Here is a 3211-nt window from a genome sequence, read left to right on the forward strand (position 1 = left end):
AACATGCCGGTCCAGGAGGGCAGGCAGGTCCCGGCGGCGGCCCAGCGCGGCCACCTGATCCGAGTGGACGTCCGGGAACTCGACGTCACCGCCGAGGTAGACCAGCAGACCGGCCCGGACCAGGTGACCGACGGCCGCCGCCGTCACCCGAGGGCGGCAGCGCGGCAACGGCGTCCCCAGGACCTGCGTCAGCCGGTCCGCCGCGACCCCAGCCCCGACCGGGCCCGGCAACGCCGCACGGACCGCCTCCGGGTCGGAGGCCTCCACCACCGCCCGCGACCACCCACCGGCGTCTGCCGGAGGGACCAGGCCCGAACCCGCCGCCCACCGCCACGCAGCCACCGACACCCGCAACCGGGACGCCGCCCCGTACACGCCGTACACCACAAGCTCCACCACGAAACGCACCCCAAACGTGCGATCTGTCGGTTTCGTGTCAGTGCACTACCTGCACGAATACCACCCGGTGTCAGTGGAATCGCCCCGATCTCGCACATCAATGACAGTGAGCCCCACCCTGCAAACCGACGATGACCTGAGCCAACGCACACACCCTCGCTGTCTCTCACTCCACCGTCACGAAACCGAGAGATCGCAACCGGCGGGGAGCGGCTGTACGGGCAGTGTGAAGGTGCGGGCTGATGGCAGCAGCTCTCCCAGCACATGGCAGCAGCCTGGTCACCCCATGGCAGCCAAGAACCGAGGCCCTGCAGGGCACAGGCGGGAACAACAGCCTCGACCCAGCTGACGCTCACCCGCTGCCACCAACGCACCCATTCACACGCCCGGCGTAGCGTTCGGCCAGCGCGGCGACAGCTTCGGCGACGGCGCGGCGCAGTTCTGGCGGGCCGAGGACTTCGGCTTCGGGGCCAAGGCGCAGCAGGTCGCCGACGGCGACGGCGTGTGTCTCCACGGGGAGGCGAACGTGGAGCCGGCCCTCGGCGTCGATGGCGTCCGGGCCTGCCGCCTCCGCCTCCGCGAGGGCGCGTACGCCCGCCGACCCGAAGTGCATGGGCAGCAGCTTGCGGGCGCGCAGGGAGAGCCGGAGCTCGGCGGTCTGCCGCAGCAGCATGCCCTCCAGGCGGCGGGAGCTCTCCTGCCAGTACGCGGCGAGGTCGAAGTCGACGGGCCGTTCGAAGCCTGCGTCCAGTGTTTCGACGGCCTGGAAGCGGCCCACGCGGTACGTCCGCACCACCTCCTCGTCCGCGCGGGCGACGAGGTACCAGATGCCGCCCTTGACGACGAGGCCGAGCGGGCTCAGCTCGCGGTGGACCTCGCCGTCCCAGCGGCGGTAGTGCGTGCGCAGGATCCGCTGGTCCCACACCGCCTGGGCGATCTGCGCGAGGTGCGGGACGGGGTCGGCGTCGCGGAACCAGGCCGGGGCGTCCAGGTGGAAGCGGTCCTGGATCTGGCGGGCCCGGGAGGCGAGTTCGGCCGGCAGGGATGCCTGGAGCTTCAGCTGGGCGGCGGCCAGGTCGGCGCCGAGGCCGAGTTCCCTCGCGGGGCCGGGCACGCCGGCGAGGAAGAGGGAGCCGGCCTGGGCATCGGTGAGTCCGGTGAGCCGGGTGCGGTAGCCGTCCATCAGCCGGTATCCGCCGGCCGGGCCCCGGTCGGCACGCACAGGCACGCCGGAAGCTCCGAGGGCTTCGATGTCCCGGTAGACGGTACGGACCGACACCTCCAGCTCGGCGGCGAGCTCGGGGGCGGTCATCCGGCCGCGGTTCTGGAGCAGCAGGAGCAGGGAGAGGAGCCGGTCTGCGCGCATGGGGGTCATTGTCCGGGGTACCTGACAGAAGGTGTCAGGTACCCCGGACAGGCTGTTCTCACGCCGGGGGCACGGACCGCCCGCCGGCTCACGACGCACAGTGCCAGGAGGATCACCATGTCCACGCCCACGCAGACCGGCGGCCGCTTCACCTTCGCCGGCTGGGAGGAACAGCCCGTCGGCCCCGCCGACACCATGCCGCGGCTCGCCCACGCCATGGTGACCAACTCCTTCACGGGCGCGATCGAGGCTTCCGATACCAGCTGTTCGTACGCCATCACGTACACCGGGGAGACGTCCGGCACGTACGCCGGCATGGAGCTGCTGTCCGGTGCCGTCGAGGGCCGCGCGGGGACGTTCGTCCTGGAGGAGCGGGGCGAGTTCGACTCCTCCGGTACGCGCTGCCGCTTCGAGGTGGTCCCTGGCTCCGGCACCGGCGAACTCACCGGGATTTCAGGCTCCGGCGGCTTCGACTACCGCCATGGCGAGCAGTCCGTCCCGTACACCTTCACCTACACACTGGCCTAAAGGGTGCTGCAGAAGGCTCAGCCTTCGGCATTTCCCTGTATGAGTGGGGTGTTGCGGGCTGAGCCGGAGTGGGTGGAGACGTTCGCATGCTTGCCCATGGACCGGTTCGCGAAGCTGGTGAAGGCGGTCCGGGAGCGAGGCGGGCACGACCCCGGCGGCGGTCGGCCGTGATGTCTGCCGCTGCCTGACCCGAGCGCTGCTGGTGGCCGTGTACTACCGCAGGAACCTCACCATGCGGCAGCTCGCGCCGCTTTTCGCTATCTCGCCGGCGATGGCTGCGTTCTTCCCGCGCTCAATGATGCCGATCTCGGCGTAGAGGACGTCGAGGACCTGGCGGCGGCGCTCGGTCTCGGGGGCGTCGATCCAGAACCGCTCGTTCACCGGGCCGAAGGCCGCGCGGTACCACTGGTGGGTCAGGCAAGTGAGTCACACAGCGCGATGTAGGCCCCTGACGGGCTGTGCCGCGGAGCGTCGAAGACGGGCCCCGGGCGTCGGTCGCTGCTGCGGCGAAGGACGTTCCGGGGCCCGTTTCTGGTGATCGTTGATCAGATGTTGCAGCCGGGTCCGGTGATGGGGTTGATGCAGGTATTGTGGCCGGTTCCGCCGTTGTTGATGTTGATCCCGGGCCCGCCGTTGAGGGCGTCGTTGCCGGGGCCGCCCTCGTTGGTGTCGTTGCCCGCGCCGCCGGACAGAGCATCGTTGCCGTTGTCGCCGATGAGGGTGTCGTTGCCGTTGCCGCCGATGAGGGTGTCGTTGCCGTTGCCGCCCTCGACTCGGTCGTTGCCGTCGCCGCCGGACAGCATGTCGTTGCCGTCGCCGCCGCAGATCAGGTCGTTGCCGCCGCGGCCGTCGACCACGTCGTTCCCGGCGAGAGCGAAGATCACGTCGTCGCCGGGGGTGCCGATCAGGACGTCGTTG

The 3211-nt window shown here is 70.5% G+C and carries 4 protein-coding genes and 2 pseudogenes; 2 read left to right on the forward strand and 4 right to left on the reverse strand.

All coding sequences use genetic code 11. The features are described from left to right. Positions 1–399: pseudogene (locus ABZW32_RS39340) on the reverse strand (hypothetical protein); the annotation flags it as partial. Positions 400–751: 352 nt separating this feature from the next. Beyond that, entirely contained in the window at positions 752–1765 is a 1014-nt protein-coding gene (locus ABZW32_RS39345) for a WYL domain-containing protein (RefSeq protein ID WP_356225662.1), read from the reverse strand. 117 nt (positions 1766–1882) lie between these two features. Between ABZW32_RS39345 and ABZW32_RS39350 the strand changes: the two genes are divergently transcribed. Both ABZW32_RS39350 and ABZW32_RS39355 read left to right on the forward strand, forming a co-directional pair. Then, complete coding sequence (locus tag ABZW32_RS39350; protein ID WP_356225664.1) at positions 1883–2293, forward strand: DUF3224 domain-containing protein; 411 nt, start codon at positions 1883–1885, stop codon at positions 2291–2293. A 39-nt stretch (positions 2294–2332) separates the two neighbouring features. Further along, positions 2333–2564: pseudogene (locus tag ABZW32_RS39355) on the forward strand (transposase family protein); the annotation flags it as partial. Here the strand turns inward: ABZW32_RS39355 and ABZW32_RS39360 are convergent. Both ABZW32_RS39360 and ABZW32_RS39365 read right to left on the reverse strand, forming a co-directional pair. Beyond that, positions 2507–2674, reverse strand: a complete 168-nt coding sequence (locus tag ABZW32_RS39360) for a hypothetical protein (RefSeq protein ID WP_356225668.1) — start codon at positions 2672–2674, stop codon at positions 2507–2509. The pseudogene ABZW32_RS39355 and the gene ABZW32_RS39360 overlap by 58 nt on opposite strands. Before the next feature lie 164 nt (positions 2675–2838). Then, positions 2839–3211, reverse strand: a 373-nt coding sequence (locus tag ABZW32_RS39365) for a calcium-binding protein (RefSeq protein WP_356225666.1), incomplete at its 5' end; no start/stop codon positions are given.

The sequence above is a fragment of the Streptomyces sp. NPDC004667 genome (genome assembly GCF_040609475.1).
In the GTDB taxonomy this organism is placed as follows: domain Bacteria; phylum Actinomycetota; class Actinomycetes; order Streptomycetales; family Streptomycetaceae; genus Streptomyces.